The organism is Desulfocucumis palustris, from assembly GCF_002933875.1.
Classification (GTDB): domain Bacteria; phylum Bacillota; class Desulfotomaculia; order Desulfotomaculales; family Desulfocucumaceae; genus Desulfocucumis; species Desulfocucumis palustris.
This window is the reverse complement of sequence record NZ_BFAV01000073.1, coordinates 36,392-54,940: the sequence shown is the minus strand read 5'-3', so window position 1 is coordinate 54,940 and position 18,549 is coordinate 36,392. Positions and strand designations below refer to the sequence as shown.

General features: G+C 52.1%; 14 protein-coding genes. 4 read left to right on the top strand and 10 right to left on the bottom strand.

Annotated elements, in window-relative coordinates; genetic code table 11:
• Window positions 1–139 precede the first annotated feature (139 nt).
• From nifE to DCCM_RS05900, 8 genes are all read right to left on the bottom strand, one after another.
• Window positions 140–1,486, bottom strand: coding sequence for a nitrogenase iron-molybdenum cofactor biosynthesis protein NifE (gene nifE, locus DCCM_RS05935; protein WP_104371520.1), 1,347 nt, complete (start codon window positions 1,484–1,486; stop codon window positions 140–142).
• A gap of 28 nt (window positions 1,487–1,514) precedes the next feature.
• The gene (gene nifK, locus DCCM_RS05930; protein WP_104371519.1) at window positions 1,515–2,900 is read right to left on the bottom strand and encodes a nitrogenase molybdenum-iron protein subunit beta; all 1,386 of its coding nucleotides are present in this window, start codon (window positions 2,898–2,900) and stop codon (window positions 1,515–1,517) included.
• A 69-nt stretch (window positions 2,901–2,969) separates the two neighbouring features.
• Window positions 2,970–4,610, bottom strand: coding sequence for a nitrogenase molybdenum-iron protein alpha chain (nifD, locus tag DCCM_RS05925; RefSeq protein ID WP_104371518.1), 1,641 nt, complete (start codon window positions 4,608–4,610; stop codon window positions 2,970–2,972).
• A 26-nt stretch (window positions 4,611–4,636) separates the two neighbouring features.
• Window positions 4,637–5,020, bottom strand: a complete 384-nt coding sequence (locus DCCM_RS05920) for a P-II family nitrogen regulator (RefSeq protein ID WP_104371517.1) — start codon at window positions 5,018–5,020, stop codon at window positions 4,637–4,639.
• A 12-nt stretch (window positions 5,021–5,032) separates the two neighbouring features.
• Window positions 5,033–5,359: a P-II family nitrogen regulator gene (locus DCCM_RS05915; RefSeq protein ID WP_104371516.1), complete on the bottom strand. Its 327-nt coding sequence runs from the start codon at window positions 5,357–5,359 to the stop codon at window positions 5,033–5,035.
• Between the two features lie 82 nt (window positions 5,360–5,441).
• Window positions 5,442–6,260, bottom strand: coding sequence for a nitrogenase iron protein (gene nifH, locus DCCM_RS05910; RefSeq protein ID WP_104371515.1), 819 nt, complete (start codon window positions 6,258–6,260; stop codon window positions 5,442–5,444).
• Between the two features lie 251 nt (window positions 6,261–6,511).
• Entirely contained in the window at window positions 6,512–6,850 is a 339-nt protein-coding gene (locus DCCM_RS05905; protein WP_104371514.1) for a P-II family nitrogen regulator, read from the bottom strand.
• A gap of 184 nt (window positions 6,851–7,034) precedes the next feature.
• Complete coding sequence (locus DCCM_RS05900) at window positions 7,035–8,447, bottom strand: ammonium transporter (protein ID WP_104371513.1); 1,413 nt, start codon at window positions 8,445–8,447, stop codon at window positions 7,035–7,037.
• Between the two features lie 724 nt (window positions 8,448–9,171).
• Between DCCM_RS05900 and DCCM_RS05895 the strand changes: the two genes are divergently transcribed.
• Window positions 9,172–9,528, top strand: a complete 357-nt coding sequence (locus DCCM_RS05895; RefSeq protein WP_104371512.1) for a CGGC domain-containing protein — start codon at window positions 9,172–9,174, stop codon at window positions 9,526–9,528.
• A gap of 226 nt (window positions 9,529–9,754) precedes the next feature.
• On the opposite strand, the gene DCCM_RS05890 is transcribed toward DCCM_RS05895, so the two are convergent.
• Together DCCM_RS05890 and DCCM_RS05885 are read right to left on the bottom strand one after the other, a co-directional pair.
• Window positions 9,755–11,893 carry a beta-propeller domain-containing protein gene (locus tag DCCM_RS05890; RefSeq protein WP_104371511.1) on the bottom strand — a complete coding sequence of 713 codons (2,139 nt, stop codon included), beginning with the start codon at window positions 11,891–11,893 and terminating at the stop codon, window positions 9,755–9,757.
• A 168-nt stretch (window positions 11,894–12,061) separates the two neighbouring features.
• A complete protein-coding gene (locus DCCM_RS05885; protein WP_104371510.1) occupies window positions 12,062–13,135 on the bottom strand; it encodes an HD-GYP domain-containing protein in 1,074 nt (357 codons plus the stop codon).
• A 329-nt stretch (window positions 13,136–13,464) separates the two neighbouring features.
• Here DCCM_RS05885 and DCCM_RS05880 point away from each other — a divergent pair, with 329 nt between their 5' ends.
• From DCCM_RS05880 to DCCM_RS05870, 3 genes are all read left to right on the top strand, one after another.
• A complete protein-coding gene (locus DCCM_RS05880; RefSeq protein WP_231702674.1) occupies window positions 13,465–15,552 on the top strand; it encodes a sigma-54-dependent Fis family transcriptional regulator in 2,088 nt (695 codons plus the stop codon).
• Between the two features lie 348 nt (window positions 15,553–15,900).
• Entirely contained in the window at window positions 15,901–17,322 is a 1,422-nt protein-coding gene (locus DCCM_RS05875) for an OB-fold domain-containing protein (protein WP_104371509.1), read from the top strand.
• A gap of 3 nt (window positions 17,323–17,325) precedes the next feature.
• Window positions 17,326–18,525: an acetyl-CoA acetyltransferase gene (locus DCCM_RS05870; RefSeq protein ID WP_104371508.1), complete on the top strand. Its 1,200-nt coding sequence runs from the start codon at window positions 17,326–17,328 to the stop codon at window positions 18,523–18,525.
• Window positions 18,526–18,549: the final 24 nt, after the last annotated feature.

Here is an 18,549-nt window from a genome sequence, read left to right as displayed (position 1 = left end):
AGTGAGAGGTTGGAAGTGGGTTTCTTTGAAGAAAATTGGCAAAAGTCAATTCCTTTTTGTATTATCACTTCTCACTTCTGACTTTTCACATCTCAATCTACCGATAAGAGTGCCGTGCAGGTAACGGGCAGACATTGAATCAGATATAATTCCAGACCGGAGAACAGAGCGTTGAATAAACCTCCCCGGCGAAATTCACCGCTCCCACAAATCCGCTTAAAGGATGCTTGCGGTCGTGATTGTGGTCAATAAAGGCCATCCCCAGTTTGTAGGCCAGGGGTCTTTCCTTAACCCCTCCCACCAGCAGGTGGGCGCCCTTTTCCGTCATGAACTTTTCCAGTTCGGAAGGGTTGGCGTCATCCAGAATAACCGTGCCGTCGTCCACCAGGTCGGTAATGGTATCGTACTCTTCCTGCCTGCCGGTCTGGGTTCCTATCATCACCACGTCGATGCCTATTTCCCTGAACTGCTTGATTAGGGAAATGGCCTTAAACCCCCCGCCGACATATATGGCCGCCTTTTTACCTTCCATTTTGCGGCGGTACCACTGGATGGCATCCTTTACCCGGGCTGTTTCCCGGGCAATCAATTCCTCGGTTTTACTCATGATAGCCGCATCCCCAAAGGCCGCAGCTATTTTTCTAAGGGAGGCGGAGGTGTCCTCCAGGCCCAGAAAGGATATGTTCATATGGGGAATCCCGTATAGCTCCTCCATTTTTTCCGCCAGATAATACATTGACCCGGCGCACTGGACTATATTCAGCGAAGCCCTGGCGGCTTTTTTCAAAGACGTGTAATTGGAATCCCCGGTGAAGGCCACATTGACCTCCACGCCCATTTCTTTCAAATAGTTTTTTATTATCCAGACCTCTCCGGCCAGGTTGAAATCCCCCAGATAGTTAATGCTCCTGGTTTTGGCCAGGCCTTTTCCCTCCGGCGGCCTGAGCAGCCTTAACAGGGCGTCGCAGGCGGCCCTGTAACCGGCTGATTTATTGCCGATAAAGCCGCTGGACTGCACGGGGATGACTTCAATACCGTGCCTTTGGGCGGCAGCCTTGCACACCGCCTCCAAATCGTCCCCGATAACCCCTACAATGCAGGTGGAATAGACGAATACCAATTTTGAAGGATACTTTTGAACCAGCTCATCTATTGCCCTGGCCAATTTTTTCTCCCCGCCGAAAATAACGTCATGCTCCTTAAGGTCGGTGGAGAAGCTGAACCTGTACAAATCCGCGCTGCTGCTCAGGCTTCCCCTTATGTCCCAGGTGTAGCTGGAGCAGCCTATGGGACCGTGCACCAGGTGGATTGCGTCTGTGACCGGATTTAAAACAACCCTGGCGCCGCAGTACACACAGGCCCTCTGGCTAACGCACCCCGCTATGCTGTCGGCGTCGCATTTCAACTGCTGCTTCTGCCTGCCCTTGGTGCGTATAAAGTCACTTCTTTCCTCCACGATAATGCCTGCCGGTTCAGCCGCCTTCATAATTAATCACGTCTTTCAAATTTTTTTATTACATTACCAGTTCAAAGTCCTCGTCCGCGGCGTCCCTGTCCACCCTGTCCAGCAGGGCGTTGCTGATCATTTCCAAAAGCCTCATGGCTCCCCTGTAGCCTGTTATGGGAAGATATGTCTGGACGCTTCTGTCCAGTATGGGGAAACCGACCCTGACAAAGGGGATATCCTCCGCCCTGGCGATATACTTTCCGTAGGTGTTGCCCATCAGCAGGTCCACCGGTTCGTTTTTAATCCACTGGTGCAGCTGGAATAAGTCCCCCGAGGCCTTTGCCTTGCCCTGGACTCCGGCCTGCTCCAGAATGCTCTTTATTTCCTTTTCAAAAATATCCTGGGGTCCGCCGATTGTTCCCCCCGGGGTTCCGGTCAGTACGTATACCGGCTTCATGCCCAGGCCCGTCACAAACTCGGTAAGGGCTATGATGATATCCGGGTCCCCGAATATGGCCACCCTTTTACCATAAAAGTGGTAATGGGTATCCACCATAATGTCCACCAGTTGCCCCCTCTCCTCCTCCAGCTCGCCGGGGATCTCCCGGGCAAAGGCCTGCCGGAGAGTCATCAGGAACTCATCCGTGGCCTTTACGCCAATGGGGGTTTTTAATGTCAGGGACGGCACCCTGCACTTTCTTTCCAGCTGAATGGCCGCATCGGCGGAGGCGTAGGTGCCCAGGGCCAGGGTGAGTTTTGAGTTGCCGGCATCCCTGATGGCCTCCACCCTGGCGCCGCCCCTGGGATACATGTTGAACTGGCCGGTCATGGGCGAGTCCAGAACCCCGGAGGTATCGGGGAACATTATGAATTTTGCCCCCATCATTTGCGCCATTTTTTTAATTTCCCGCATATCTCCGGGGTTGACAAACCCGGGGATTATGTTGACCTGCTCCTTTTTCACATCGGTGGTGGCCTCGGAAAGGTAACTGACCATACCCTTGGTCATATTGGAAAAGCCGGTGATGTGCGACCCCTGGTAGCTGGGGGTGTTGGCATGAATTACCAGTTTACCCTCCGGTATCTCGGCGGATTTAATCAGACTGGGAATATCATCCCCGATGGTTTCGGAAAGACAGGTGGTATGCACCGCCATAATGTCGGGATTGTATATGGCAAAAACGTTTTTAATGGAAGTTTTTAAATTGGCGCCACCCCCGAAAACCGAAGCGCCCTCGGTAAAGGAACTGGTTGTGGCCATAACCGGGTCCCGGAAGTGCCGGGTGAGGTGCATCCTGTGATAGGAGCAGCAGCCCTGGGAGCCGTGGCTGTGGGGCATGCAGTTATGAATGCCCAGGGCGGCGTACATGGCCCCGATGGGCTGGCAGGTCTTGGCCGGGTTGATCATACCGCCGCTGCGTTCTTTTATTTCCTTCGGCGTGCAGTCTAACATGGTTGCTTACTCCTTCCCATGGGTGGTTTTGCATATATGGGCATCGAAATACTTCTATATTGCCGTGTTTTACTTTTTATCATCATCCACCGGGCAAACTCCTTCAGAACACTGCTCAATGCTTCCCTCCAGCAGCGGTTTGTCCTTCCAGGGGGGCACTATGAAATTCCAGGCCGGGGTGATAAAGCTCATACTTACATCCCTGGCGAAATTCACCGCGCCCCTGAAGCCGGCATAGGGACCGCTGTAATCATAATTGTGCAGCTGTTTAGAGGGAATTCCCATTTTATGTGGAATATATTTATCTTTAATACCCGATGAAAAAATATCGGGCTTTAATATCCTGATAAACTCCTCGGTTTCATAGTGGTTCAGGTCATCCACTATGATGCTGCCGTCCTGCATGGTGGTGTTCATGCCGGCGTAGTAACTGAGGGGTATTTTTTTCTTTAATTCTTCCATTCTTTCCGCCGGGATTTTCAGGCGGTAGCGGTTTTCATCCGGGAGAACATGCAGGTCGGGAATATTTTTGCTGTCCGCGTCCGGTTTAATATTGGGTATTACCTCCCGGCCCTCATAGTCGTCCCTGTGGGCGAATTCATACCCGGCCAGAACCGTTTTTATGCCCAGTTCCCCGTAAAGCCCCTGGTAATGATGGCCCCGGGAACCGCCCACGAAGCAGAAGGTGGTTTTGCCCTGGCAGATTTTTTTATACGGCTCCAGCTGTGGCTCTATTTCCATCAGTTCCTTTTCTATGACTTCCTCCGTTTTTTTGATCAGCGCCTCGTCTCCGAAATACTGGGCCATATTGCGCAGGGATTCTATGGTGGCCCTGATGCCTATAAAATTCACCTTCAGCCACGGGGTGCCGTATTTGGTTTCCAGCATGGAAGCTATATAATTGATGGAACGGTGGCACTGCACCAGATTCAACTGGGCTATGTGAGCGTTTTTAAGATCCTCGTAGGAGCCGTTGCCGGTCATCACAGCCTGGACGTGATAGCCTATTTCCTTTAATACCCTTTCCACTTCCCAGCTGTCTCCGCCTATGTTGTACTCTCCCAGTATGTTGATGGTGTATTTTGCGGGCGGTTCCTCCAGTTCACCCTGGCCGATGATATTTTCCATGAGGCCGTTGTTGGCAATGTGGTGCCCGGCGGACTGGCTGACACCTTTATAGCCCTCACAGGTGTACGCCGTGATGTTTATGCCGTGCTTCTCCCGGGCCAGCCTGGCCACCGTATTGATGTCGTCCCCGATTAAACCCACCGGGCAGGTGGCGGAAATGGTAATGGCATTGGGATTAAAAATCTCCACCACGTCGTCGATCATTCTGGCCAGCTTCTTCTCGCCGCCGAATACAATATCACTTTCCTGCATATCCGTGGAAACGCAATAGCTCAGAAAATTCTTTTTGGGGTCCTCGGACTTTGCCTTGTTGCGCCTGGTCATCCAGCTGTAATAGGCGCACCCTATGGGGCCGTGCACAATATGAACCATGTCCTTCAGGGGACCCAGCACCACCCCTTTGCAGCCGGCAAAGGCACAGCCCCGGTTGGTCATTATACCCGGTATTGTCCTGGTGTTGGCTTCTATTTCCTGGGGCCCGGCGTCGGAATTCTTTATTAAAATGTGTTTTTTGCGGCTCCTCTTAACCTTTGCGGGAAATTCATTCAATATAGCTTCCAAGGTTTTATCATCAATGGCCATAAAGTCCACCTCCCTTAAACACTAATTTATATTGCCTCCCTGCCCCGCTCGCCGGTCCTCACCCTGGCCGCGTCCAGCACCGGGGCTACAAATATTTTCCCGTCGCCCTTATTGCCTTCCCGGTTGACATTAATGATGGTATCCACAACTTTTTTTACATCCTCGTCGTCCTGTACCAGTATGGTCAGCATTCTTTTGGGTATCAGCCTGGATCCCGCGGCCAGCCCGTCCGCCAGCATCCCCCCTATTTCCTCGGTAACGCCCATTTGGTCCAGAACGGAAAAATCCACCTTCATTTTTCCGCGGCCCATCACCTTCATGGCGTGCAGCCCGCAGACTCCCACATCCGCCAGGGCTTTTTTGGTTGCGTTGACCTTGTTCATACGGATAATGGCTATAATCTCCTTCATAGCTACGCCCCCTTATAAACCCTTGGTGCCGCTGCTTATGGTGTAGGCCTCTTCCACCGGGCTGACGAATATCTTGCCGTCGCCAAAGGCGCCTTTTTCGCCTGTCTTGGCGTATTTTCCGATAATACTTATCACATCTTCCTTGTCCTCGTCCCTGACCACCATCAGCAGCATTTCCTTGGGAATTTCATCATAAATCACTTCTCCAACTTTTACGCCTCTCTGTTTGCCCCGGCCCACCACGTCCATCTTGGTCACCGCCGGAAAACCCGCGCTGTTTAGTTCGGCCAGAATGGTATTGGTTTTTTCCGGTCTAACGATGGCCCTAATCATAATCATCGCCGGAATTCCTCCTTATATGTTAATAAATTTAATAATGCCCCTTTTACCGGTTAACTTTTGTACCTCACGGGCACTCCTCTCAGTCAAGAATTCCATGCTCCATTAAAATTTCTTCCAGCCGGTCCTGCACCATGGGTTTGGGAATTACAAACATGTCGTTGCCGTCAATGTTTTTTGCCAGGGTTCTGTATTCGTCGGCCTGGTCGGCGGCCGGGTCGAAGTCGATAACCGTCTTCTTGTTGATTTCGGCCCTCTGCACAAGATTATCCCTGGGCACGAAGTGAATTAGCTGGGAGCCCAACTCCTCGGCGAAGGCCTTTAACAAATCGTATTCATTATCCACTTTGCGGCTGTTACAGATAATGCCGCCCAGTCTGACCTCACCGTTGGTGGCGAACTTTTGAATACCCTTGCAGATGTTGTTGGCCGCATACAAGGCCATCATCTCACCCGAGGCCACGATGTATATTTCCTTGGCCTTGCCTTCCCTGATGGGCATGGCGAAACCGCCGCAAACAACATCCCCCAGCACGTCGTAGAATACGTAGTCCAGGTCATCCGTATAGGCGCCCAGTGACTCCAGCAGGTTGATGGAGGTGATAATTCCCCTGCCGGCGCAGCCCACCCCCGGCTCCGGCCCCCCGGACTCCACGCATTTGGTGGTGCCGTAGCCAAACCTCAGGATGTCCTCCAGATCGATATCCTCGCCCTCATCCCTCAGGGTATCCAGCACGGTTTTCTGGTTTAGCCCGTGGAGCAGGAGCCTGGTGGAATCGGCCTTGGGGTCGCAGCCCACCACCATTACCTTTTTCCCGGATTCGGCCAGGGCGGCCACCGTGTTCTGGGTGGTGGTCGACTTGCCTATGCCGCCTTTGCCGTAAATAGCAACCTGTCTCATAATAAAACCTCCTAGCATTTGAATATCGGCCGGGAACATTTCTCCCCCCGGCCCCGTTGACTGAATTTTGCAATAAAAAGGACACCCTGGACTCTCGACCCAAGGCGTCCTCGCCTGCTAACAATTAGCCGCATCGCCAACATATTTAAAAAATGACGCCCCAGATTTCGGGGAGGAGGTTATCCTCCCGAAACCGGGGCGCCAATGCCCACATCATAACAACACTGTTATATATATAAAATTATTGACCGCTAAATGGCGCTTTCATCCATCTCCCCGGTGCGGATTCTGACAACATTTTCAACCGGGCTGATAAATATTTTACCGTCTCCAATTTGACCTGTATTGGCCGTCTTGGTAATGATTTTTACTATCTCATCGGCATCCTTGTCTGCAACAACAATTTCTATCTTAATTTTGGGGAGCAGGTTAATGGTCAGCTCCGTTCCGCGGTACACCTCTTTCCTGCCGCCCTGCAAGCCGCAACCCATAACCTGGTAAACAGTCATGCCCTTGACTCCAAATTGGCTAAGCGCGTCCTTGACTTCTTCGAGTTTTCCGGGGCGCAGTATGCATTCAACCTTCTTCATCAGGTTAACCTCCTTTAAGAAAGGGGACAAACCTCTCCGGCCGGCTGTTTATTAACTTGATTCACCGGGGAATGTCCCCTATTTATGAACTCCCGCGTCAAATCAATGGATATTCTGTTGATTACTCACTTTGGTAATTGAACTGCCCTGATACTTTTAATTCTATCAGCTCTGCCCAATAGTTTTAATTGGTTTTCAGGGTGGTGCTGTACATGGCCAGGTCCGGAGTGGTGCTGTACTTGCCTCCCAGTATACTGCCGCCCACTATGTCCGGATAGGCGTCCTCTCCGTGAATGGTAAGGTCCAGGCCCACTTCTTCCTCTTCCTCGGTGGCTCTCAGTTTGCACACCGCGCCCACAACCTTAAGAATCACAAAGGTAAGTGTCGCGGCAAAGGCAACGGTGGCGCCCACGCCTATAAGCTGGTTTACCACCTGGCCCGGGTTGCCGTATAACAGGCCGTCGGCACCCGCGCTATTGACGGTTTTGGTGCAGAATATGCCGGTGGCGATGGCGCCCCACATTCCGCCGATACCATGCACGCCGAAAGCGTCCAGGGAATCGTCGTAACCGAATCTTTTCTTAATGACACTGACTGCCAGATAGCAGACTATACCGGCCACCAGGCCTATTACTATTGCCGACAGTGGAGTTACAAAGCCCGCGGCGGGGGTAATGCCCACCAGGCCGGCGATGCACCCGCTGGCGGCTCCCAGCATGGTTGGTTTGCCATGGTGCAGCCACTCGGCGAATACCCAGGAAAGAGCGGCAGCGGCAGCGGCGGTGTTGGTCACCACGAACGCGCTGGCGGCAAGGCCGTTGGCAGCCACCGCGCTGCCCGCGTTAAAGCCGAACCAGCCGAACCAGAGCAAAGCCGCGCCTATAACCGTAAAGGGAAGCTGGTGGGGAGCCATGGGCTCGGTTCCGTAGCCCTTGCGCCTGCCCAGAACCAGAGCCGCCACCAGGCCCGAGACACCGGAACTGATATGCACCACGGTGCCGCCCGCGAAGTCAAGTGCTCCAAGTTTGCCCAGCCAGCCGGTGGCACCGTTGGCGTCCCATCCCCAGACCCAGTGTGCCAGGGGATCGTATACAAAAGTGGTCCACAGCACTATGAATAGTATAAAAGCGGGAAAACGCATTCTCTCGGCTATGGAACCGGAAATAATGGCTGCGGTAATAATTGCGAACATCAGCTGGAAGGCCATAAATACGTAGTGCGGAATCGTGGTGGCATAAGCGTCGCTGGGCCCCTGGCCCACTCCGCTCAAACCGAGCCAGCTCAGATTACCCACCAGGCTGTTGATGTCCGGGCCAAAGGCCAGGGAGTAACCAAACAAAACCCACTGTACCGATACGATGCAGATTGTGATAAAGCTCATCATTATAGTGCTCAGAACGTTTTTCTTGCGCACCATGCCGCCATAGAAAAGTGCCAGTCCGGGAGTCATGAGCATGACCATGGCCGCGCTGATGATGATAAAGGTGGTATCCCCGGTGTCGGTCACCGGGTCCTCCGCCAGGGCTATCCCCGGTATGGACAGAAGAACCAGCAGCATCCAGAGGATTAAGCCGACTTTCACTTTTGATATTTTCATAGTTTTCTACCTCCCCGGTAAATTTTTTATTTTAATCACCGCAACCTTAAGTCGGCGCCACTGTCGGCCGCGGTGTACAACAGAGTAACCTGTTTTATTAATAGTCCGTTAGGCAAGGGGCGGAGCGGCATTGCTCCCTTGTAAGCGCCCTTGCTTATAATTTACAGGTTTTAAAACCTTTCGCAGGGGCGCAAGGCAATTTCACAGGCTTCCGCAAATTTGCCACCTCTTTTTTTCCGGCTCATTGTCAGACAATAGAAAAAGGCGCTCCGAAGAGAGATTCCACTCCCTACAAAGCGCCTTTGCCCATTATTCAACGATGAATATAAAAATTGATAAGACGCTTTTTGACCCATTCAAAAAGCGTCCTTGCTATCATACAACATTGTATATATATTCAATTGATATACCGCATTATATACTTTAAGGCACAACGTGTCAATACCTTTATAAAAAATAAACCTGTTGCTCTATCGCAACAGGCATCTTTGCCGTTAACCGCTTCAGCGCTGAAACAGTTATTATTTAACTTAAAAAAGCATAGCACACATATTATCCCCTGTCAACATCCAACCGGATTGGCCGGTCTGATTTTACAGATTCACCATGCCTTATCCCGCCAACAGCCTGTAAGACCAACTTATATTTAGCCAATTATAAGATTAACTGCTATAATTAATATGGACAAGGTTCCATTAAATATTAAGGAGGCTGCATAAATAAAATGACCAAGGTTTTAATCGTCACTTGCTCCAAAATAAGGGATACCCACTGTATTGCCTGTCTGAAATGCTTTAAGGCATCGGAACAAAAGGACGGGGAATTTGCCAAGTACGACGATGAGGTAAGAATTACCGCCATGTGCGGCTGCGGGGACTGTCCCGGCCTGGTGATGCCCAAACTGACCCTGGTTATGGAACAGGCGGATTATCTGGACAGGGATATTGACGCCATCCACCTGGGCACCTGCATGGTTAAGGCGGCCACCACCGCCGCCTGTCCCATCAACCTGGAGAAAATAGCCGAAACCATTCAAAAGAAATTTGGCAAACCCGTGACAATAGGCACACATAACTACTAAAAATTTAATACGGAAAAGAAGTGAGACCGATCTTAGCCGCCGGTCTCACTTCTTTTCAGGAGGAAGCCATGGGACATACTCCGCTTTGCTGATTTTAAATAAAAAATATGGAACTTTGCACAGCCGGAGAAGGTGTGTCCCCGTACATACGTTGGGGACATTCCTTCGCCGGATTCTATCAAAAGAAAGGAGCTTTGTATAACCGAAGAAGGTGTGTCCCCTAACCTTAGATCGGCAGCCCCAATTTCTTGATTTCCTCCAGGCTTCCCAGATCGTTGGCCTTTAGCATCCCGTCTGACAGGGTATACAATACATTTTCAATATACATGGATCTTTTAACGGAGAAATCCGTCCCTTTTTCAGAAGCCGCGCCGTCCCCATGCTCTATTTTGCCCTTCAGCGCCACTCCCTTCTCCGGTGAAATGCTGAATACAAAAGCTCCCTGCCAATACCGCCGGTAATCAGGCATTATCGCGCTGCCACGGACTTCCGGCTGCTGCCAATAGGACACCGGAATAACCAGCAGGTTTTTGGCCTTTGAAAACAGGAACGCCCTGTGGTCCCTTAAGGCCGGGGAATCGGAACCGGATTCCTCAATCACAAATTTGGACAGTTCCCTGGGCTTCTGCGGATTGCTAACGTCAAAAAGCGCAATTTTAACCCCCTGCCTCTGCACCGGGGAAGCCATCACCGGCATTTCCGCCCCGGTACCGCCCATGGGCCTGAGCACCGGGAGCGGGGACGCCTCCGGAACCTCCATGCCGACACCGATAAGGTGGTTTTCATCATAGGGATGCAGATAGTCGGAATATCCGGGTATCTTCAACTCCCCCAGCACCGTCGGGTTGCGGGGATCTTTCAAGTCAATCACAAACAGCGGGTCTACCCTCCGGAAAGTCACCAGATAAACCCGGTCCCCCATAAACCTGGCTGCGTAAATTCTTTCGGACCTGGCCAGTCCCTGCAGCCTGCCGGTTATCTTCATGTCCCGGTCCAGGATAAATATGTTGTTTTTGGTGTTCATGTCGTCTCCAAGGATAAATCCCCGGGAGGTGGTGGCCACTCTGAAATAACCATCCTTTTCATCCATGGAAAACTGGTTCAACAGCAGCCCCGGAACCTCCCCGGCGGCCTTGTACTCCACCCCGGCACCCTTTACCGACAGTTTGTGAATAACCGTATTATCCCTTTCCCTGGCCAGATCCCGGTAGTATTTTTCACGGTACTGCCCTATATTCTCCTCCAGGGCGATTGCCCGGCTGTAATCCAAAGTGTCTAAATACTCCTCCAGCATTTCCTCCACCTGGCTCAGTATGCTGTCCAGGTTATCCCTTGACGCCCGCAGCGCCTTAACCCGGGCCGCCACCTCCGGAGGAAGCAGCGAGGCCAGCCCCGCAATATATTTATTGGACAGTTCCACCAGGTCCGGAGTCTTCTGATTGGTCAAATAAATATTATTTTGTGAAACGAACAAATTCTGCGACGTACCGGTCAGAAACGTCCTGGCGGACACTTTTTGCCCGTCGTCCCGCAGGTTTACGGCCAGAACCACCGTATAAACATAGGAATTGTCGGGATAATCAAAATAGGCTATTTCAGTGGGCGGCACCGTTATCAGCCCGGAGCCGGTTTTAATTTCAGGCAGCCGTATTTTCTCCCTGCCGTCCCCCTGTGCAATTCCGGTCCCCACGGGCATGTTCACCACAAGGTAGGCAAAGTCGCCGATCATCCGGGAATTCACCAGGTCTCCCCTGAAGCTTAAGAACCTTTTCTCCACCGGCTTGGCCCTGTCGGTGACGTCGTATACCCTAACCGCGGTTTCCCCGGTTTCATTGCTGTTCTCAATAACGGCAAGCCTGTTTTTATTGATAAAAAGCTCCACCGGACTGCCCTGGCAGTCAATCCTGGAAACCACCCGGGCTTTATCGGCGGGATAGGCGTCGATCACCACAATCCTGCCGGAAGCCACCGCGTATAAATACTTTCCGTCACTTTTCACAATATCGGCCTCGTCCACACCCTCCACCTGAACGTTGGTGCTGGAAAAATCCCTGGAAGCACCCGCGGACTGCCCTGCTTTCTCAGCTCCGGCCGGCTGTTCAGACTTCATTTTATTTTCATCCGCAAAATCAGGCACGGAAGCGGCTTCAAGGCGCTTGACCCCGGCGCCGTAATACCCGAAATAACCGTATTTTTCCGCCAGCTCACTGGTGGTGCTGATATATTCCTCCAGTTCTTTCAGAGAAGAAAAATTTTTCAACTGGGCCGCCCCCGATTCGGTGGGTTTTAAAGAAATAATGGAAAAAGCCGCGGACAGGGTGAACACAACAGCCACCGCCACAAAAAACACATGCCTCAGGCGCATAATACCCCCCCTTTAATCTCCGTAATATTTTATTTAAATGACGATATCGCCACCGGAAAGTTCCGGCTGTTTCCCCGTAAGGCCATGTGGCATATTACCTGTGGAACGCTAAAAGGCCGCTTTTCAAGCGGCCTTTTAGCGGGTATATCCTTAAAACATTTTATCCCGTCAACTATTTGCTCCCACCGGCAAAATATCCACGATCTCCACGCCGTGTTCATTAACCAGGTTTATAATTCCGTCCCTGTTTCTGATCATGGGCCGGGCGGGATAAGCAGGGTTGATAACAACCACCTGGCCGGTGCGCCCGTCGCTCAAACGCACCACTTCTCCCACGTAACAATCCGCCACCCGGTTGAGAAAGGTCATTAACAGTTTGGTATCCAGCAGGTTGAAAAAATCATGCTGGAACTGGTCAATAACCTGAAAGGGGCAGATTTTCTCCCGGTGCGGCCTTCTGGAGGTCATGGCGTCATAAACGTCTGCAATGGCTATTATTTTGGCGATTAAGGGAATCTGATCACCTTTCAGTCCCGTGGGATAGCCGCTGCCGTCTTCACGCTCGTGATGCATTAACGCCCCAATCTTTATGTTGTGCGGGGCTTTTGCCGTTTCCAGTAAACGGTACCCGTAAACCGGATGTTTTTTTACTTCCTCCCACTCTTCTGCAGTGAGTTTTTCGGGTTTGTTCAAAATTTCCGGGGGGATATGACATTTGCCCAGATCATGAAGCAAACCCGCGGTAATAATCTCTTTGCAGGTGGCTTCATCCAGCTTCAGCCATTTGCATAACACACCGCACAAGACTGAAACATTAACACTGTGGCTGTAGGTATAATCGTCCAGCTGCCTGACGTTATTCAGAAAAGCAAACAGGTTGTAGGGCGTCCCCACCTGCTGCAAAAGCATTTCCGGGATGCTGTAGACCTGTTCCAGATCAACCTGGCCACCGCTGCTGATGCTTTTCATTATATCGTTAAGTTCTTTTTTTGATTCGGAATAGGAATGTTCAAATTCGTTGAATTTATTTTCATCAATATGGTGCCAGTAAGAGAATTCCCCGGCGTCCGGTTCCTTTTGCCTGATGCTTACACTGGAATACCCCAGCCTTTTAATAATTCTTATTTGCTCTTCATATATAACGGAGCCTTTGGCCAGCAGCAACACCTTGTCCTTGGTATAAATGTCCTGGTCCAGGATCATGCCGGACTGCAGTTCATCAGCAATTCTCTGTAGGCCCATAATTACCTCCGTTTATGAAAAAATTGTAATAATTTAAATAAATAACAAGAAGATATTAACACAGTTTTGTTTTTTTTTCTATAAGAAGTATTTCTCACAAAACAAGGAAAAACTTCCCTGTCCGGCAGCTTTCAACACCGTATTCGCAAATGCTCCGCCGTATATAACGGGCACTCCGGCTTAAAACATGCAGCCCGGCTGCAGCCTTGGGCCAGTCTCATTATATCAGCCTGATTTTTTACTATTACTCCGCAAACAAGCCGGAAGGAAAAATATTCCGACGAATTTAATACATATTATATAAACAGTATCAGGAAGGCGGTATTACTTTGTTCCTCAAAGATATGATTAAGAGCGACCCGCCGCGCCTTTATCCCGGCGACACCCTGGAAAAGGCGGCCAGGCTTTTCAGACACGCCAAGGTGGACAGCCTTCCGGTGGTGGATCCGGGAAACAGGGTAATCGGCATACTCACCAGAACAAATTTTCTGGATGCCCTGCTGGAAAAAGCATCCCTGGATACCCCCATCGACAGCTTTTACAACAATAATGCCATGACGGTTTCCGGCAGCGTGGATTATGAAACCGTAAAGGAAATAGTAAAAACAAGCCCCGTGGGCTCCGCGCCGGTACTGGACGCCGGCGGTCATTTGGCCGGCATTTTCACAAAAGCCGACATGGTGCTCACACTGTTAAAAAAATCGGATTTACTAAACGCCCAGTTAAGCGCCATACTGAACGCCATGCAGAACGCGGTGGTGGCGGTGGACGCGGAGAAAAGAATAACACTGCTCAACAGCAGCGCGGAAAAGTTGCTGGGATTAAAGGGCCAGGACGCCGCAGGCAGGCATTACCGCAAAATTCTGGGCGAAATAGGACTGGAAGCTTCTTTTCTGGGAACTGCGCAACTGGGCTTGAAACATAAAATAAACGGTTCGGCCACCATAGTGAATATATTGCCCATCATCAGCAGGGGTACGGTAAACGGGACCATAGTGGTTTTTCAGGACCTCACCGAATTTGAGCAAGTGGCCCGGGAACTGGAAATAGTGAAAAATTTGAATCAAACCCTTGATACCGTGCTGAATATAATTTACGACGGCATAGTGGTGGTGGACGGCTCGGGGATTGTGACCCTGATCAACCAGGTGCTGGCGGATTATCTGGGTGTAAACCCGGGGGATGCCGTGGGCTGCTACATCACTGATATTCTGCCCAACAGCAGGCTGCACATTGTGGCCGGGACAGGGATACCGGAACTCAGTGAAATTCAGACCATACGGGGAAAAGAGCTTATTGTCTCCAGGCTGCCGGTTATCAAGGACGGACTGCCCACGGGAGCCGTGGGCAAGGTTATATTTCCGCAGCTGGCTGAAATAAAGGAACTGGCCGCCAAGCTAAACTCACTTCAGAATAAAATCGCATACTACCGCGAGGAGCTGCGCAAAACAGGCGGCGCGAAGTTTGCGGCTGAAAGCATGATCGCGGTGAGCAGGCCGATGAAAATGATTTTGGATGAATGCAGGCAGATAGCCGCCAGCGGTTCCACGGTGCTGGTCTCCGGGGAGTCCGGCACGGGCAAGGAACTGGTGGCCCGGGCCATTCACAATTTCAGTCCCAGGAGCAACGGCCCCTTTATAAGCGTAAATTGCGCCGCCATACCCGAGAACCTTTTGGAAAGCGAAATATTCGGCTACGCCCCCGGGGCCTTCACCGGTGCGGATAAAAACGGCAAGCCCGGCAGGTTCGAACTGGCCGACGGGGGAATACTGTTCCTGGATGAAATCGGAGACATGTCCCTGAATCTTCAGTCCAAACTGTTACGGGTGATACAGGAAAGGGAATTTGTGAGGGTGGGCGGAACCAGGACCGTTCACGTGGATGTAAGAATAATAGCCGCCACCAATAAGAACCTGCAAGCCTCCATGGAATCGGGAGACTTCAGGGAGGACCTTTATTACCGGCTTAACGTGATAAATATCCGGATTCCTCCCTTAAGGGAGCGTCCGGAGGATATAGAACCACTGGCCAGGTATTTTGTCGGCAAATTCAACCACATATTAAAAACGGCAATCACCGGTATATCCCAGGAAGCCATGGAAGTGCTGCTGAAATACAGATGGCCGGGCAACGTGCGGGAACTGGAGAATGTAATAGAAAGAGCCGCCAATTTTTTAAGGGAGGGAAATATACGGATACAGCACCTGCCGGCTTACATGCTGCGGGCCGAGTCCTCCCGGCGGCCCGGACAGCAGGAGAATCTTCAATACAGGGACAGGATTAAACAGACCGAGCGTGACGTAATCATTTCCGCCCTGGAGAAAGCCGGGGGCAATAAAACCAAGGCCGCGAGAACGCTTAATATGAGCCGTTCAAGGCTTTACGCAAAAATTAAAGAATTAAACATACCATTATAAGTCGGCACCGGGTTCGGGGGGGTATTCCCCTTCGAACCCTTTTTTGATCCTGCCCGGGCCGTAAATAAACGCAAGAAACATGTCCTGAAAACAAAACAACCAAACACAATATTGTTTTATTTTCAGGACAACATTGTCCTTATCCAAAACTCCACTGAAAATCTGTGTGACAGAAAAACTCTATTTACACAGGGACAACCGGTTTTATCGGTTCAATACCCGGACCGGGCACAATAATTGCGAATTAACAGAAAAGTCAGCTAACACAATACTCATTTATTGAACGCGGCAGCATCTAAAACAAGAACTCCTGGAGGGTTATACAGGAAGAAATGGAGGTATGCCTAAATGCTGGGCATTGTCGCCTACGGAGCCTACATACCTTTCAACAGGCTGGACAGGAAAAGGTACAAGGAATTTTTCGGCGAGCCGGCCCCCCCGGGGGAAAAGGCCGTGGCCAATTACGACGAGGACAGCGTGTCCATGGCGGTTGAAGCGGCCAGGGACTGCCTGTCAGCCCCGGAGAAACCGCCATTCAACGTACTTTACTTTGCCACCAGTTCACCCCCTTACGGGGAAAAACAATCCGCGGCCACCGTCGCCGCGGCCCTGGACTCACCCCGGCAGGTCCGCGCCGGGGACTATACCTGCTCCTTGAGGTCCGGTTCCGGAGCCCTGCTGGCCGGCTTTGACGCTGTCGCCTCCGGCGCCGGAAACGCTCTGGTCACCGTGGCCGACTGCCGCCTGGGAGCCCCCCAGAGCCAGTGGGAACAAATATCCGGAGACGGGGCGGCGGCATTTTTACTGGGGAGTGAAAAGGTTCTGGCGTCCCTGGAGGGCCATGTGTCCATTTCAGCGGAACTCCTTTCCCAGTGGAGGGAACCCGGAGAAAGGTTTGTACGGGGCTGGGAGGAGCGCTTCTACATCAGCCGGGGATACAACAGTATTGTACGGTCCGCGGTGGAAGAACTGCTGAAAAAGAAAGGGCTGAAACCCTCCGATATCAACAGGCTGGTGCTTTACGGCCCCAGTCCCAGGTACCAGATGGCCCTGGCCAAAAGCATGGGTTTTGACCTGGCCGTGGTCCAGGACAGCCTTTTTTCCACGGCGGGGCAGGCGGGCGCCGCCAACGCCCCCATGATGCTGGCCGCCGCCCTGGAGGAAGCGGCGCCCGGGGATTTGATATTGTTGGCCACCTTCGGTGAAGGCAGCGACGCCATATTGTTCAGGGCAACCGAAAAAATAAGGGATTTCCGTCCCGGAAGGGGCGTCAAAGGGCATCTGGCCTCCAAAAAAACCGGTCTGAACTACAACACCTATCTCAAATGGCGCCAGCTCCTGGAATACGAGCCGCCCAGGAGGCCGGATTTCATCAGGCCCTCGGCCCCGGCCATGTTCAGGGAATTAAAGAAAAAGTACGCTTTTTACGGCTCCCTTTGCACCCGCTGCGCCACGCCCCAGTTTCCCAGGCAAAGGGTCTGCGTCAACTGCCAGGCCAGGGATGAAATGCGGGAATACTGTTTCGCCGATAAAAAAGCCAGGGTCGCCACCTACGCCATTGACTATCTCACCTTCTCCCAGGATCCGCCCACGGTTTTGGGGGTGCTGGATTTCCAGGGAGGAGGCCGCATACTCTGCGAGATGACCGATTGCGACATTGACAAGATAGAAATAGGCATGGAAGTGGAAATGTCATTCAGGAAACTTTACACGGCCGGTGGAGTGCACAACTATTTCTGGAAAGCCAGGCCGAAAAGACAGGGGGTTTAATAAATGGCTGCCAAAGGAATAACCGATAAAGTGGCCATAGTTGGCATGGGCTGCATACGCTTCGGAGAACTGTGGGATAAGAGCCTGGACGATATGATTGTTGAAGCCGCGTACCAGGCCCTGGAAGACGCCGGCATCGGCCCGGAAAAAATAGACGCCTACTGGTTCGGCACCTGCAACTCGGGATTTTGCGGCATTACCCTGTCCGAGCCGCTTAAAATCCAGTACAAACCTGTTACCAGGGTGGAGAATTTCTGCGCCACCGGAACGGATGCCTTCCGCAACGCCTGCTATGCCGTGGCCTCAGGCGCCTATGACGTGGCGCTGGTGGTGGGGGCGGAAAAATTAAAGGATTCCGGTTATAGCGGGCTGGTCATACCCCCTCAGCCGGACGACGGCACCAAGCCCAATTATTCAGCCCCGGCGGCCTTCTCCCTGCTGGCCCCGGCCTATTTCAAAAAGTACGGCCTGGAGGCGGGTCAGGGCAAGGAAGTACTGGCCCGAATCGCCTGGAAAAACCACCGGAACGGGGCCAAAAACCCAAAGGCCCAGTTTCGCCAGGAAATCACCATGGAGCAAATTATCAACTCTCCCCTGGTGGCGGCCCCCCTGGGTATAATGGACTGCTCCGGGGTTGCGGACGGGGCCGCCGCAGCCGTGATTGTCCGCTCGGAAGACGCCCCAAGGTACAGAAAAGACCCCATCTTCGTCAAAGCCCTGTCCATAATCTGCGGGCCCAATCATGGAGGCCTGCATCAGGATTACGACTTTACCACCGTCCGGGAGACTTACATGGCCGGACTGGACGCCTACGGCCAGGCCGGTATTACGGACCCGGCCGGTCAAATAAGCATGGCGGAGGTACACGACTGCTTCACCCCCACCGAGCTTGTTATTTATGAGGATCTTGGCTTCAGCCGGAGAGGCGGGGGTTGGGCGGACGTGCTTAACGGGGATTTTGATTTAACCGGCCGGCTGCCGGTAAACCCCGACGGAGGCCTCAAATCCTTCGGCCACCCCATCGGTGCCAGCGGACTGCGCATGCTGTACGAAATGTACCTGCAATTACAGGGCAGGGCCGGAGAAAGGCAAATAGACAACCCAAAACTGGGACTGACCCACAATATGGGCGGTTTTCCCTGGTGGTGCGTGGCATCGGTATGCATAGTGGGTAAAGAGCCCGGCGCCCGGGAGGGCCGCTGACCGTCCAACCCCGGGCTGAAAAGA

What these genes read in the sequence shown, in the direction of transcription:
- nifD (WP_104371518.1), bottom strand. Translation starts at nt 4,610, where the DNA reads ATGGCCATTGATGATAAAACCTTGGAAGCTATATTGAATGAATTTCCC.
- DCCM_RS05875 (WP_104371509.1), top strand. Translation starts at nt 15,901, where the DNA reads ATGCTGGGCATTGTCGCCTACGGAGCCTACATACCTTTCAACAGGCTG.
- nifK (WP_104371519.1), bottom strand. Translation starts at nt 2,900, where the DNA reads ATGTTAGACTGCACGCCGAAGGAAATAAAAGAACGCAGCGGCGGTATG.
- DCCM_RS05915 (WP_104371516.1), bottom strand. Translation starts at nt 5,359, where the DNA reads ATGATTATGATTAGGGCCATCGTTAGACCGGAAAAAACCAATACCATT.
- DCCM_RS05870 (WP_104371508.1), top strand. Translation starts at nt 17,326, where the DNA reads ATGGCTGCCAAAGGAATAACCGATAAAGTGGCCATAGTTGGCATGGGC.
- DCCM_RS05895 (WP_104371512.1), top strand. Translation starts at nt 9,172, where the DNA reads ATGACCAAGGTTTTAATCGTCACTTGCTCCAAAATAAGGGATACCCAC.
- nifE (WP_104371520.1), bottom strand. Translation starts at nt 1,486, where the DNA reads ATGAAGGCGGCTGAACCGGCAGGCATTATCGTGGAGGAAAGAAGTGAC.
- nifH (WP_104371515.1), bottom strand. Translation starts at nt 6,260, where the DNA reads ATGAGACAGGTTGCTATTTACGGCAAAGGCGGCATAGGCAAGTCGACC.
- DCCM_RS05905 (WP_104371514.1), bottom strand. Translation starts at nt 6,850, where the DNA reads ATGAAGAAGGTTGAATGCATACTGCGCCCCGGAAAACTCGAAGAAGTC.
- DCCM_RS05920 (WP_104371517.1), bottom strand. Translation starts at nt 5,020, where the DNA reads ATGAAGGAGATTATAGCCATTATCCGTATGAACAAGGTCAACGCAACC.
- DCCM_RS05900 (WP_104371513.1), bottom strand. Translation starts at nt 8,447, where the DNA reads ATGAAAATATCAAAAGTGAAAGTCGGCTTAATCCTCTGGATGCTGCTG.
- DCCM_RS05885 (WP_104371510.1), bottom strand. Translation starts at nt 13,135, where the DNA reads ATGGGCCTACAGAGAATTGCTGATGAACTGCAGTCCGGCATGATCCTG.
- DCCM_RS05890 (WP_104371511.1), bottom strand. Translation starts at nt 11,893, where the DNA reads ATGCGCCTGAGGCATGTGTTTTTTGTGGCGGTGGCTGTTGTGTTCACC.